General features: G+C 71.2%; 14 protein-coding genes. 7 read left to right on the forward strand and 7 right to left on the reverse strand.

Annotation, left to right across the window (positions count from 1 at the left end):
* Nucleotides 1-5: 5 nt before the first annotated feature.
* Nucleotides 6-299 (reverse strand): hypothetical protein, encoded by a 294-nt coding sequence (locus ACVFI9_RS14295; RefSeq protein WP_474762876.1) that lies wholly within the window; start codon nucleotides 297-299, stop codon nucleotides 6-8.
* A 61-nt stretch (nucleotides 300-360) separates the two neighbouring features.
* Here ACVFI9_RS14295 and ACVFI9_RS14300 point away from each other — a divergent pair, with 61 nt between their 5' ends.
* The 6 genes from ACVFI9_RS14300 (at nucleotide 361) to ACVFI9_RS14325 (ending at nucleotide 6,784) form a co-directional block, all read left to right on the forward strand.
* Nucleotides 361-2,043, forward strand: a complete 1,683-nt coding sequence (locus ACVFI9_RS14300; protein ID WP_474762877.1) for a dolichyl-phosphate-mannose--protein mannosyltransferase — start codon at nucleotides 361-363, stop codon at nucleotides 2,041-2,043.
* 114 nt (nucleotides 2,044-2,157) lie between these two features.
* A complete protein-coding gene (locus ACVFI9_RS14305; RefSeq protein WP_474762878.1) occupies nucleotides 2,158-3,261 on the forward strand; it encodes a hypothetical protein in 1,104 nt (367 codons plus the stop codon).
* A 27-nt stretch (nucleotides 3,262-3,288) separates the two neighbouring features.
* A complete protein-coding gene (locus tag ACVFI9_RS14310) occupies nucleotides 3,289-3,663 on the forward strand; it encodes a hypothetical protein (RefSeq protein WP_474762879.1) in 375 nt (124 codons plus the stop codon).
* Between the two features lie 12 nt (nucleotides 3,664-3,675).
* Nucleotides 3,676-3,984, forward strand: coding sequence for a hypothetical protein (locus tag ACVFI9_RS14315; RefSeq protein WP_474762880.1), 309 nt, complete (start codon nucleotides 3,676-3,678; stop codon nucleotides 3,982-3,984).
* A gap of 72 nt (nucleotides 3,985-4,056) precedes the next feature.
* Nucleotides 4,057-5,877: a S8 family serine peptidase gene (locus ACVFI9_RS14320; protein WP_474762881.1), complete on the forward strand. Its 1,821-nt coding sequence runs from the start codon at nucleotides 4,057-4,059 to the stop codon at nucleotides 5,875-5,877.
* A 22-nt stretch (nucleotides 5,878-5,899) separates the two neighbouring features.
* Nucleotides 5,900-6,784 carry an AfsR/SARP family transcriptional regulator gene (locus tag ACVFI9_RS14325; RefSeq protein WP_474762882.1) on the forward strand — a complete coding sequence of 295 codons (885 nt, stop codon included), beginning with the start codon at nucleotides 5,900-5,902 and terminating at the stop codon, nucleotides 6,782-6,784.
* Here the strand turns inward: ACVFI9_RS14325 and ACVFI9_RS14330 are convergent.
* Complete coding sequence (locus tag ACVFI9_RS14330; RefSeq protein WP_474762883.1) at nucleotides 6,678-7,331, reverse strand: AfsR/SARP family transcriptional regulator; 654 nt, start codon at nucleotides 7,329-7,331, stop codon at nucleotides 6,678-6,680. The two genes, ACVFI9_RS14325 and ACVFI9_RS14330, sit on opposite strands and share 107 nt — an antisense overlap.
* Before the next feature lie 298 nt (nucleotides 7,332-7,629).
* Between ACVFI9_RS14330 and ACVFI9_RS14335 the strand changes: the two genes are divergently transcribed.
* Nucleotides 7,630-8,598, forward strand: a complete 969-nt coding sequence (locus tag ACVFI9_RS14335; protein ID WP_474766274.1) for a YeiH family protein — start codon at nucleotides 7,630-7,632, stop codon at nucleotides 8,596-8,598.
* 24 nt (nucleotides 8,599-8,622) lie between these two features.
* Here ACVFI9_RS14335 and ACVFI9_RS14340 read toward each other — a convergent pair whose 3' ends face one another.
* The 5 genes from ACVFI9_RS14340 to ACVFI9_RS14360 form a co-directional block, all read right to left on the reverse strand.
* Nucleotides 8,623-9,588 carry an NAD(P)-dependent alcohol dehydrogenase gene (locus ACVFI9_RS14340; RefSeq protein WP_474762884.1) on the reverse strand — a complete coding sequence of 322 codons (966 nt, stop codon included), beginning with the start codon at nucleotides 9,586-9,588 and terminating at the stop codon, nucleotides 8,623-8,625.
* Nucleotides 9,585-10,583: an NAD(P)-dependent alcohol dehydrogenase gene (locus ACVFI9_RS14345; protein WP_474762885.1), complete on the reverse strand. Its 999-nt coding sequence runs from the start codon at nucleotides 10,581-10,583 to the stop codon at nucleotides 9,585-9,587. Before ACVFI9_RS14345 ends, ACVFI9_RS14340 begins: the two co-directional genes overlap by 4 nt.
* A 12-nt stretch (nucleotides 10,584-10,595) precedes the next feature.
* Nucleotides 10,596-10,823: a helix-turn-helix transcriptional regulator gene (locus ACVFI9_RS14350; protein ID WP_474762886.1), complete on the reverse strand. Its 228-nt coding sequence runs from the start codon at nucleotides 10,821-10,823 to the stop codon at nucleotides 10,596-10,598.
* Nucleotides 10,817-11,248, reverse strand: a complete 432-nt coding sequence (locus ACVFI9_RS14355; RefSeq protein ID WP_474762887.1) for a hypothetical protein — start codon at nucleotides 11,246-11,248, stop codon at nucleotides 10,817-10,819. The genes ACVFI9_RS14350 and ACVFI9_RS14355 overlap by 7 nt, the downstream gene beginning before the upstream one ends.
* 213 nt (nucleotides 11,249-11,461) lie before the next feature.
* Nucleotides 11,462-12,637, reverse strand: coding sequence for an FAD-dependent oxidoreductase (locus ACVFI9_RS14360; protein ID WP_474762888.1), 1,176 nt, complete (start codon nucleotides 12,635-12,637; stop codon nucleotides 11,462-11,464).
* Between the last annotated feature and the right edge of the window lie 10 nt (nucleotides 12,638-12,647).

Genomic DNA, 12,647 nt, shown 5'->3' on the forward strand with positions numbered 1-12,647 from the left:
GCGGCTCAGGGTGCCCCGGCGAGCGTTCCCTCTTCAGCCGCGACGAGCGCGTCGATGGCGGCGAAGAACGCGGCGATGCCCGGCAGGTTCGCGCCCTTCTCGCGCGAGGCGGCGAGGTGCTCGGGCCGCTCCCACGTGACGACGTCGAGCCACTCCCCGTCGGGCAGCCGCACGAGTCGCGCGTCGACGAAGCCCGCTCGATCGGCGGCGAAGTCGGCGAGCATGCCGGGCCGTGCCGCGATGAGCGCCGCTTCCTGCTCGGGTCGGACTCGGAACCTGGTGAGCTCGATCGTGGTCATGCCGCCGAACGTACCGCGCCCCACCGTCACCCCGCGTGGTCGCCCGATTACGCTGGGGCGCATGGGTGCTGAGACGGGGTCGACCGACGTGCGCGCAACGCGCGACGACGCGACCTCCGTCGACGACTCCCCCGTACCCGAGACCGACGGCGCGGGTACCGGCGCGCCTCGGCCCGAACGCCGCGGAACGCGACTCGACGACTGGTGGTCGCGCGTGCTCACGACGCCGCGCCGCCGTGCCCTCTGGTACTGGGGCGGGCCGATCCTCGTCACCCTCTTCGCCGCCGTGCTGCGGTTCTGGAACCTCGGCCATCCGCAGGCGATCGTCTTCGACGAGACCTACTACGTGAAGGACGCGTGGACGCTCCTGCACAACGGGTACGAGTCCGACTGGCCCGATGGCGCCGACGAGGATTTCGCGCGCGGCGACACCGGCATCTTCAGCGACGATCCCGCGTATGTGGTGCATCCGCCGCTCGGCAAGTGGATGATCGCACTCGGCATGGCCGTGTTCGGTGCCGACAGCGCCTTCTGGTGGCGGGCATCCACGGCTCTCGCCGGCACCGTCGCCGTGTTCGTGCTCGCCCTGGTCGCCCGGCGGCTCTGGCCGTCGACGATCATCGCGGTGATCGCGGGGTTCCTCCTCGCCGTCGACGGCAACGCCATCGTGATGTCGCGCGTCGCCCTCCTCGACAACTGGATCATGCTCTTCGCCCTGCTCGGGTTCTGGTTCGTGCTGCTCGATCGCGAGGACGCGAGGCGTCGTCTCGAGGAGCGGCTCGCCGAGGCCCGCGCGGCCGGCCGCGAGCCGCATTACGGCCCGGCGATCTGGGCACGCCCATGGGTCCTCGCCGCCGGCATCGCGGTCGGGGCGGCGTGCGCGGTGAAGTGGTCGGGCGTATGGTTCCTCGCCGGGTTCGGCCTCTACCTCGTGCTCGTCGACGCCCTGGCGAGGCGGCGGGCGGGCGTGCCGTTCTGGCTCACGGCCGCCGTGCTCAAGCAAGGCCCGGTGACGTTCCTCCTGTTCGTGCCGGTCGCGGTGTACGTCTACGTCACCTCCTGGACCGGCTGGCTCGTCACCGACGGCGGCTACTACCGCGACTGGGCGGATGACCCGGCCAACGCGGCGACCGGATGGCTCTCCTGGGTGCCGCATGCGCTGCAGAGCCTCTGGCACTACCACGTGTCGGCCTACACCTACCACGTCGGCGTGCACGGCGACCATCCGTCGCAGTCGAGCCCGCTCTGGTGGCTCATCATGTTCAAGCCCACGAACATGTACTTCGCCGCCACCGACGACGGATCGGGCGGATGCGGCGCCGACACCTGCTGGGAGTCGATCATCGGCATCGGCAACCCGCTCATCTGGTGGGCTGCGGCCGCGGCATCCGTCTACCTCGTGTACCGGCTGGTGCGCTACCGCGAGTGGCAGACGGGCGCGATCCTGCTCGGCCTCGTCGCCGGCTACCTGCCGTGGCTCATGTACCTGGACCGCACCGTGTTCCAGTTCTACTCGATCGCGTTCCAGCCCTATACGATGCTCGCGCTCACCGCGGTCATCGTGCTCATCCTCGGGCGTCGAGACGACCCGCGGTGGCGACGACTGCGCGGCATCGCGACCGTCGCGATCTTCCTCGGCTTCGTGCTGCTCGTGTCGGCGTTCTACTACCCGATCTGGACGGCCATGCCCGTCACGCCCGAGTTCCGGCAGCTGCACTTCTGGACGCCGAGCTGGGTCACGTGAGCGCTGGCTCGCCCCGGTGAGCCGCGCCGCCAACGCGAGTGCAACGCGGCGGTGACGGCTGCCCGTCGATAGTGAGAACTCGAGGCCCAGCAAGCCCTGGATCGAGGAGGAATCATGGCGCAGGCATCAGTCACCAGCAAGCTCACCAGTCTCGGCAGCGGCGGGCCGGCCGTCACTCCCGCGGGAGCATCGGCGCCGACGTCGGCGGGCGACGGATACGGCGACGGTCCGGACGTGCTCGTTCCGGCAGGATTCATCGCCAGCATCGCCGCCGGACTCTCGGGCACGGTCGGCGAAGTGGCGGGGACCTACTTCGGCTACCCCAAGCTCGGCAAGGCCGTCGGGAAGGCGGCATCACCGCTCATCGAGCTGCTCCCGTTCCAGGTCATCCCGGCGCGCGTGGAGGTGCAAGGTGCGGGGCCCTCCACCAACGGGTCCACGGGACCGGCAGAAGACCTGGTCGTCGTTCCTGCAAGCGTCTTCGGCGGACTGCTGGGAGGCATAGGCGGCAAGCTCCTGGGCGGTGCCGTCGACAAGTGGCTGGGCGGCGGCGGCGGGACCGGTGAGTCGATCGGGGGCGCGATAGGCGGCACCCTCGGCGGCCTCCTTCCATTCCAGGTCGTCGCGCCGCAGGTGACGCCGCAGTCGACGGGTCCCATCGCGGAGCACGTCCCGGAGGAGCCGCTCATCGTCGTGCCGGCGAAGTTCTTCGGCAACCTGTTGGGCGGCGTCGCAGGGAAGTTCGGCGAGCTCGTCGGCGGCGAGACCGGCAAGGCCTGGGGCGAGGCGGCATCACCCATCCTCAAGTTGCTCCCGTTCCAGGACGTCCCGCCGAACCTCGTCCCCGCATCGGCCGGCCCGGGCGGAGCCGTCGAGGAGCGACTCATCGTGGTGCCCGCGAGCCTGTTCAGCAGCCTGCTCGGCGGACTCGCCGATACGGTGGCCACCGAGATCGGGGGCTTCCTCGGTCACGAGGAAGCAGGCGCAATGGTCGGCGGAGTCGCGAAGGGCGTGATCGAGATGCTCCCGTTCCACGCCGTTCCCGACGCGATCGCACCGGCGTCTGCCACGGGCGGTCCCGGAGGCGACGCCGACAAGCTGATGTTCGTGCCCGCAAGCCTGCTCCAAGGGGTCCTGAAGGGACTTTCGAAGACCTTCGCCTGGTCGAAGGGGCCCGTCCCTCCGCTGACGTCGCCGATCGGCACACTGCCCTTCTAGCGACGGCCGTCACGAAACGGAGTCATCATGCCGTTCACGTGGAACAGATCTCGCAGTTCGGAGCCCGTCGCTCCTGCGACCGCAGCCGTCGCGACGATCGGTGGCACGGTCGCACCGGCCACCGTGGCGGTCACGCCGCTGGGCGGCGTGCCGGGTGCGGCGACAGAGAACGCCGAGACGGCGGCTCGGGCGGACGCGGGCCGACTGCTCGTTCAGCTCTTCCAGTACCTCGAGCGTCACGCGGTCGAGCATCCGGGACTCATGCCCGTCATCGCCCGACTCGGCGACGCCGTGGCCGAATACCGCACCGGACAGTCCGCCGACCCGTACGCGGGGGTGCGGGCGGTCGTCTCGGCGATCCAGGGCGTCCGGGCGTCGGATCGATCGCTGCCCGAGCCATGACGGGTGAGCCGCATGACCGAGCGTGGCGAAGGCCCGGACACCGACGACACCGGTCGCGATGACCGCGGAACGGCGGCCCGTCCGGCGCCCGGTGACGAGCGCGTGCTCATCGCCGGGTCGCCGGACGTGCTGCTGGTCGTGGCCGCAGCACTGGCGGCCGACCCTGAGACGACGGTGGTGAGCGTGTCGCCCCCCGGTCCACGCGGTCCGGAGCGCATCGTGGCCGCAGTGCCGCCACGACGGCTCGCAGACCTCCGCGAGGCGTTCGGAGATGCCGTGCTCATCGAGCCCGACGAACCGCTCCGACCACTCGGACCCTGACCGGGCGCATTCGCGCCCGATCCTCGAATCGTGCGTCACCGGCGCACCCACTTCATCTCCCTGGAGGCTCCGATGTCCCCGATCGAACGCGACTCCGCGTCGGCGACGGGCGGCGTACCGACCCGCGATCGCACGTACCTCATCTCGAAGAACAGTGCGCTGTCGCTCTTCTCAGCCGATCCTCTCGACTTCGACTGGATTCTGGAACAACTCGACGCGGATCCGGAAGTAGCCGTGCAGCAGACCCTCGAGCCACGCAACTTCGCCCTCGCGAGTGCAGGCCAGTCGATCGTCCAGAAGGTCGTGGTCGCGTCGATGCCCGAAACGAAGCGCGCGGAGCTCGAAGGGCATCCGCAGATCGTGCTCGAGGAGGACTACGTGGTGGTGCCGCAGGACGGCGCACCCGCGATCCCGGAGATCGTCGGCGATCCGACGCTGGTGAGCCCGTTCGGCACCTCCACGTCGTGGCAGCTCCGGCTGACCGGACCCGACGGCGCGCCCGTCGCGGCGGCGACGGTCTTCCTCTACGGCAGTGGGATGCCCGCGCAAGGGCAGACGGATGCGAACGGAATGGTGACACTGAGCCTTCGAAACGAGTCGGACGCGACCATCCGTGCGCTGTACGTCAATCCGCTCCGCGACTTCTGGAGCCTGTGGGCCGATCGGCCGGCCCTGACCAGCGGGCAGGTCACGACCATCACCCTCCAGCCCCTGGCTGAGGCGTTCCCCGGATTCCCGGCGGCACAGCTCGTCGGATGGGGCCAGGTTGCGATGCGGCTCGACCAGGTCCCTGCGGGCTTCGACGGTCGCGGCATTCGTGTCGCAGTGATCGACTCGGGGGCGGCGACGCTCACACACGCCGACCTCGCGCAGGTGCGCTCGGGAGTGGATTTCACGTCGATTCCGGCGAACGACGTGCACTGGACCGACGACACCATCGCCCACGGCTCCCACTGCAGCGGCATCATCGCCGGAACCGACGACGGCGCGGGCGTGGTCGGCTTCGCGCCGGCGGCCGAACTGCACGAACTGCGGATCTTCCCCGGCGGCCGCGTCAGCAGCCTCATCGACGCGGTGGACTACTGCATCGACCAGCAGATGGACGTGGTCAACATGAGCCTGGGCGCCGGCGGCGTCTCGCAGGTCCTCCTGCAGAAGCTCACCCAGGCGCGGGAGCAGGGCGTCGCGTGCATCGTCGCCGCCGGGAACTCGGGCAACGCCGTGCAGTTCCCCGGCCTCTCGCCCGACGTCCTCACCGTGGCGGCGATCGGGAAGGACGGCGAGTTCCCCGATTCGAGCTATCACGCACAGCAGCGGTGGAAGCAGGGAAGGATCGACGGTGGGTTCTTCGCCGCGGCGTTCTCGTGCCACGGACCGGAGATCGATGTGTGCGGCCCGGGGGTTGCCATCGTCTCCTCGGTGCCGGAATCCGGGTACGCCGCCTGGGACGGGACGTCGATGGCGACGCCGCACGTAGCCGGGCTGGCGGCTCTCGTGCTCGCCCACCACCCCGACTTCCAGACCCCGGCGCTCCGCCTCAGGACGGCGGCCCGCGTGGACCGGCTCTTCCAGATCCTCAAGGGCTCGGCCACCCCGCTCGACTTCGGCGATCCCCAGCGGTCGGGCGCAGGACTGCCGGACGCGGTCCGCGCCCTCGGCGCCGGGGGGCCGATCCTTGCACCGGTCGATTCCGGCGTGTCATCGACGGCGATCGCTGCCGCGCTCGATCAGGTGCGCCTCGCCCTGGTGGCGGTCGGCCTGCTCGACTCCTCCGCACCGTCGAGCGCTGACGCCGGAGGCACTCCGAACGCGGCGGACGTGCGGCGGGCCCTCGCCGACGTCCGCGCACAGCTCGAGAGCGCGGGCCTCCCGGTCGGCCGCGATGGCGGCTGACGACACCTGGAGCGCATGGGCCATGATCGCCTCACTCCCCGAGGAGGTCGAGATCCGCCTCCTCGACACGCCGTTCGTGAGCGTTGACGGACTGTCCGTCGCAGTGCCGGAGGACAGTCGAGGACTCCTGCTCCGCCTCGCGTTGCACGGCGCCGGCGAGGTGCGACGGCCGCTGCCACGCACGGAGCTCGCCATGGTCCTCTGGCCGGATTCGGACTCGGGCCATGCCGCGGGCAGCCTGCGAACCGCACTCTGGCGACTCCGCTCCGCCGGCATCTCCGCGATCGTGAGCGCCCCCGCCGGCCTCCGACTCGCCGACGGGGTCCGGGTCGACCTCGATGCCGTGCTGCGGCTCGCCCACCGGATCACGGCCCAGGGGTCGGCTGGACTGGCCGGCGAGGACGAGTTCGATCTCGACCTGGATTTCGTCAGCGCCGCGACCGGCGCCCTGGACCTGTTGCCAGGTTGCTACGACGCGTGGGTCGATCACGAACGCCAGCGCACCCGGTCCTCGGTGCTCGCCGCGTTCGACGTGCTCTGCGCCGAGCGGTGCGCAGACGGGAGAACCGCGGAGGCGATCGACCTCGCGCTCACCTCGGTCTCGATCGATCCCCTGCGTGAGCGCTCGCAGGCCGCGCTGATCGCAGCGCATCTCGCCGATCGCAATGTGAGCGAGGCTCGCAGAGCCTACCTGGAATACCGCCGCATCCTCATCGCCGAGCTCAGCGTCGAGCCGTCACCCGAACTCGCCTCCCTGGTGGGGGACGCCGTCGCCGGGCCGTCCGAGCGGAACGGCAGCGTCACCCGGCTCGGCCCTGGAACGGCACGCGGCCCAGCGCCATTCCGACCTTCGCCGAGAACTCCCGTGATGGAGATACGCCGAGCTCTTCGCGGAGGAGCACCCTGAAGGACTCGAACGCGACGAGGGCCTGAGCGAGGTTGCCGCTCGCGATATGGGCGTCCACGAGTACGGACTGCGCACTCTCGCGAAGCGGCTGATGGACGACCGCAGGCGTGATCGTGTCGATCGCCTCGGCCAACCGTCCCTGCGCGATGTACCGCCGCGCCCGCGCCTCGAGCGCATGCAGTACACGCTGACGAACCCGCTCGCGTTCGACTTCGATCCACTCGTCGTCGTGCCCGTGCAGGAGATCGAAGACCTCCTCCGGCAACTCGATGGCCGCCGGCTCCGTCGCCGGCAGTCGGCCCTCTTCCGCGGGCGCCGAGTGGATTGCGAGCTCGGCCCACGCGTTGATCTCGTCGAGATCGACACGCGCCTCCTCACTCAGCCAGATCGACCACTTGTCCGCGTCGATGACCGAGATCCCGGCACGGTGGAGACGAAACAACGCGCCGCGCAGGTTGTTCGACGCCCGCGGATCCGTGCAGTCCGGCCACAGCGTCCCAGCAACGAACGATCGATCGAGCCTGCCGCGCCGCAGCGCGAGGAACATCACCAATCTTCGGCTTCCGGGCGGGATGCCGAAGATGCGCCCCCGCTCGGATACGTATGGGCCTCCAAGGAGATGCACCGTCGGCGCATCCGTCGGAGGCGAAGTCGATCCCCCCATGACTTCCCCCTTTGGGGTAAAGAACCCCTGCGCCCCATTGTCCGTGAGTCTGGGCAGGCGTGGTACCCGCACGCCGGATTTCCACGTCGCCGCGCATCGGCGACGGCCGATCACGGCGGACGAGGCAGGTCGGCCGGCGTCCCGGCGGACCGTAGGTTAGCGTGAGCGGGTGCGCGAATGGATGCCGGGACTCGTGGTCGCGGCATCCGCGGCACTCGTCTCATGGGTCGTGCACCTGGCCGTGCCCGCCGTGCCGATCCTCACGGCGGCGGTGGCGCTCGGCATCGTGGTGGGGCAGGTGCCGGCGCTGCGGCCCGCGCTCGCGGGCGTGCTTGCACCGGGTCTGCGGGTGGCCGCGCGGCGACTGCTGCGCCTCGGCATCGTGCTGCTCGGCCTGAAGCTCAGCCTCGTCGACATCGCCGCGCTCGGCTGGGTGTCGATCCTCACCACCGTCGCGGTGGTCCTCGTGACGTTCGTCGGCACCATCGGGCTCGGCCGGGCGTTCGGGCTTCCGGGGCATCAGCCCGTGCTCGTCGCGAGCGGGTTCTCGATCTGCGGTGCCTCCGCGATCGGCGCGATGGCCGCGACGGTGCGCGCCCGCGACGAGGAGCAGGCCGTGCCGGTCGCGCTCGTGACGCTGTGCGGCACGCTCGCCATCGCCGTGCTGCCCGCGCTGTGGCATCCGCTCGGTCTCTCGGCGACGGGATTCGGGCATTGGGTGGGTGCGGGCGTGCACGACGTCGGGCAGGTCGTGGCGACCGCGCAGCTCGCGGGCTCGGCGGCACTCGCGGTGGCCGTCGTGGTGAAGCTCACGCGCGTGCTCATGCTGGCGCCGATGGTGGCGATCACGGCCGCCGTCGAACGTCGGCGGGCGATCGAGCCGAGCGGGCGGCGCCCGGCGATCGTGCCGCTGTTCGTCGCGGGCTTCCTCGCGGCGGTGCTGCTCAACACGTTCGTGCCGCTGCCCGAGCCGGTGCTGGTCGTCGCCGACCTCGTGCAGACGGCACTGCTCGCGACCGCGCTGTTCGCGCTCGGCGCCTCGATCCGATTCGCGGAGCTGGCGCGCACCGGATGGCGTGCGCTCGTCGTCGGTCTGACGTCGTGGGTGCTCGTCGCCGCACTCGCCTACGGCGCGGTGCTCATCGGGTGAGGCGCAGCCGCGGCGGAGGCCCGCTCACACCGCGAGCACGAGCTTGCCCCGCACGGCGCCCGACTCGAACCGGGTGAGCGCATCGGCTGCGCGCTCGAGCGGGAACACCTCGTCGACCACCGGTAGCAACTCGCCCGCGTCGATGCGGCGCGCGAGCTCCGCGAGATCGTCGCCGCTGCGCCGGGCGGTGATCGCGACCAGCCGCTGCGGCACGAACGGCGAGATGGCCGAGGCCCGCAGCATGCGACCGATCGGGCCGAGCAGCCTGCCGCCCCGGCCCGACGCCAGGACGAGCGTGCCTCGCTCGGTGAGGGCCCGGCGCAGCCGCCCGAGCGGGTGATCGGCGACGAGGTCGAAGATCACGTCGTAGCGTGCGCCGCCCGCCGTGAAGTCGTGTGTCGTGTGGTCGATGACGTGGTCGGCGCCGATCGCGCGCACATGCTCGGCCTTCGAGCCCCGGCAGACACCCGTCACCTCGGCGCCCATAGCCTTCGCGAGCTGCACGGCGAATCCGCCGACGCCGCCCGAGGCGCCGTTCACGAGCACGTGCTGCCCGGGTGTCACGGCAGCGAGGCACATGCCCTGCAGCGCCGTCGTGCCCGACACGGGGACCGCCGCGGCGTGCACCACGTCGACCGAGGCAGGCCTCGCGGTGACGTACCCCTCCTGCACGGCGACGAACTCGGCGTACCCGCCCTGGTCGGACTCGGCGTACACGGCGTCGCCCACGGCGAACCGGGTGACGCGAGCCCCGACCGCCGCGACCTCGCCCGCGACATCCCGCCCGATGGTGGGCCGCTTCGGCCGCCGCAGCCCGAATGCGAGCCGAACCGCGCGAGGCTCGCCGCGCATGATCAGCGCGTCGCCCGCGCTGACCGCCACGGCGCGCACCCGGATGAGCACCTCGTCGTCGCCCGGCACCGGCACCGGCACGTCGGCGATCGAGAGCACCTCAGGCCCACCGTACCGGCGCTGCACGACGGCCCTCATGCCGATGCCGCCGTCGGCTCTGCGGCGAGAGGCCGCACGATGACGCTGCCGGCCTTGTGACCCGCGTCGACGATGCGATGCCCGGCGGCGATGTCGTCGAGCCTCACCTCATGCTCGATCGGCGGCCGCAGTGCTCCGGATGCCGCGAGCGCGGCGAGTTCCTCGAGGTCGGGGACCTTGTCGGCGTCCTTCCTGAGCCCGGTGAACATGACCACCGCGCGACGGCTGCCCGCCCTCGACGTGAACTGCTGCAGGAGGATCGCGAACGAGGGCACGGTCGTGAGGTAGGTGCCGCCCGCCGCGAGCGCGCGCCGGCAGCGACGGAACGTGCTCTTGCCCACGGCGTCGAAGATCACGTCGTAGGCGTCGAGGGTCGCCGTGAAGTCCTCGCGCGCATAGTCGATCACCCGGTCGGCTCCGAGCGAGCGGACGAGCTCGAGGTGGCCGGGACCGCACACGCCCGCGACCTCGGCGCCGAGGTGCTTCGCCAGCAGCACGGCGGCGGCGCCGACGCTCCCCGACGCGCCGTTGACGAGCACCCGCATTCCCGGGCGGAGATGCGCGCCGTCACGGAGGAAGGGCAGCGCGGTCATGGCGCCGTCGCAGATGGCCGCGGCATCCGTCATGCCCACCGTCGGCGGAAGCTTCACGATCGCCCCCGACTCGGCGACGATGAGCCGTTCGGCGTGTCCGCTCATGTCGACGCCGGTCGCCCCGAAGACCCGGTCGCCGAGGGCGAACCGCGTGACGCCGGGGCCGATGGCGTCGACGACGCCGGCGAAGTCCGAGCCCAGCACCGCCCGCTTCGGCCGACGGAGACCGAACGCGAGGCGCGCGAACCACGGGGTTCCCGATCGCGCCGCGCTGTCGGCCGCGCCGATCGACGCGGCGTGCACCCTCACGCGCACCTCGCCCGCGCCGGGCTCGGGCTCGGGCCGTTCCGCGACGGCGACCACCTCGGGTGGACCGTAGCGTTCGTATGCGGCGACTCTCATGATGGCGGCTCCCTACCGGTCTGCGGTGTCGGGGTACTGGAAGACGTCGTCGAGCGGGACCCCGAACACCCGCGCGATCTGGAAGGCCATCTCGAGCGAGGGCGAGTAACGGCCCTGTTCGATGGCGATGACGGTCTGGCGGGTGATGCCGAGGCGCTTCGCCAGGTCGGCCTGGGTCATCTCGCCGTGACGGAACCGGAGCGACCGGATGTCGTTCGTGACACGAGTGGGCTTCACCACGTCGGCACGCCCCTGCGGTACGCGACGAGCTTCGTGACGCTCGACACCAGGCCCGAGAGCACGAACCCGAGATAGAGGGCGTTCGCGATCCAGAAGGTGTCGACGTCGAACATCGCGAGGATGAGCGCGCCCACGCCGCCGATCACGACGAAGGAGCTGCCGACCCGCTCGCCGAGGCGGTCGATCTCCTTGTCGCGGATGTCGCCCTTCGTGCTCTCGCTCGGCGAGACGATCTCGACCAGGATGCGACCGACCATGCCGGCGACGATCGCCCCGCCGATGGTCCACAGCATCGGCGTCACCCAGGTGATGCCCTCGACCGGCGTGCCGCCGAGCAGCTGCGGGAGCACCAGGAACAGATACACCGCATAGCCCCCGACGGCGATCGTGAGGAGCACCCACGTGCCCTTCTCCTCGTACGACATGCGCGCCCCTCCGATGTAAAGAATGCTTGACATTCAGTGTCAAGCATTCGCGACATCGTGTCAAGAGTTGTTTACATTCTGCGGGTGACCGATCGGCGAGATGCGGCCATCCGCACCGCCGACGGCGCCAGGCGGTGCGAATGGCATCACCTCGATCACCGGCTCCGACGCCGCGCCGACGACGCCCGGCCTGCGCAGCGCCGGCGGACCCGATCACTCCGTGCGCAGGCCACCCAGCCCGGTCGGCGAGCCGGCCGCCTCGTCGATGACGCGGTCGGCGGCGAACAGCTCCGGCGCGGGGCCCGACCCGTCGGCCAGGTCCGCGAGGATCCGCCCGACCACGGGCGTGAACTTGAAGCCGTGCCCCGAGAACCCGGCGCCCACCACGAGCGGGCCGAGCCGGTCGAGCACGAAGTGCTCGTCGGGTGTCGTCGTGTAGGTGCAGCTGACGGGCATGACCTCGTCGGCGTCGACGCCCGGAAGCCACTCCCGTGCGTAGCGTTGCAGCGCCGCGAGCTGCTCGGGCACCGCCTCGAAGTCGCGCGCGTCGGGATCGACGACGGGTCCGACCCCGTGCCAGCCGGCCTTCACGCCCTCGCCGGGCGTGAGCATGCCGTAGACCGGCGAGAGCCAGTAGTCGTACGCGTCGCCCGCGCCCGGGAAGTGGTTGAAGCTCGGCCACGCGGTCGCCTCGTCGCGCACGGCGAAGTGCGCGGGCTGCTCCTGCGTCACCACGAGCCGCGGCAGGCGCTCGGCGCCGATGAGCTTCGTCGTCCAGGCGCCGACGGTGGCCACGGCAGTACGGGCCTCGAACACCTCGGCGACGCCGGCGTCACTCACGGATGCCACGCGCACGAGCCCATCGTCGACCACGTCGATGCCCGTGGCCTGCGTGCGGTGCCGCACGTCGGCGCCCGCGGCACGTGCGGTGTCGTGCAACGCCCGCACTGCGGCATCCGCCCGCACCCGGCCGGCCTGCCCGTTGAACAGCACGCGAGTGTCGAAGCGGACGCCCGGCCAGCGCTTCGCCGCCTGCTTCGCGGTCAGGAACTCGGCGGGGATGCCCGCCGCGGTAAGGGCCTCGTGCACGTCGTCGAATCCGGTACTCGCGCCGTGGTTGGCGACGCCCACGAGATCGAGGAGCTCCGTGCCCGACTCATCCTCGAGTTCACGCCAGAGCGGCAGCGCCTCGGCGAGCATGCCCACATAGGTGGTGTCGGCGTAGGCGACGTTGAAGTTGCGGGTGGCCCCGTGCGAGGCGCCCATGCGGTGCCCCGGCTCCCAGCGCTCGAGCAGCACGACCTCGCGGCCCCGCCGGGCCAGCTGCCATGCCGTGGCGGCGCCCATGGCGCCACCGCCCACCACGATCGTCTCGACTCGAGTCACCATGGCGGCAAGC

Source organism: Agromyces sp. NSFZ (assembly GCF_056156205.1).